Here is a 278-nt window from a genome sequence, read left to right as displayed (position 1 = left end):
CGATAGTGAACCAGTACCGTGAGGGAAAGGCGAAAAGAACCCCGGGAGGGGAGTGAAATAGATCCTGAAACCGCATGCATACAAACAGTCGGAGCCCCGCTTTAAGCGCTTTCGGCGATTATCACGCAGTGATGATCGTCAAAAGCCAACACGGTGAAATAGATCGTGGCGCGCTTAAAGCGGGGTGACGGCGTACCTTTTGTATAATGGGTCAGCGACTTACATTCAGTGGCAAGCTTAACCGATTAGGGAAGGCGTAGCGAAAGCGAGTCCGAATA

1 rRNA gene is annotated in these 278 nt (G+C 51.4%); it reads left to right on the top strand.

The window, feature by feature from the left end:
- Nucleotides 1-278 (top strand): 23S ribosomal RNA (locus tag ACYP5B_RS46130); the annotation flags it as partial.

This window comes from Cupriavidus sp. 8B (assembly GCF_054589115.1).
Note: the sequence above shows the minus strand (reverse complement) of the source record. Positions and strands in the feature narration are given on the sequence as shown.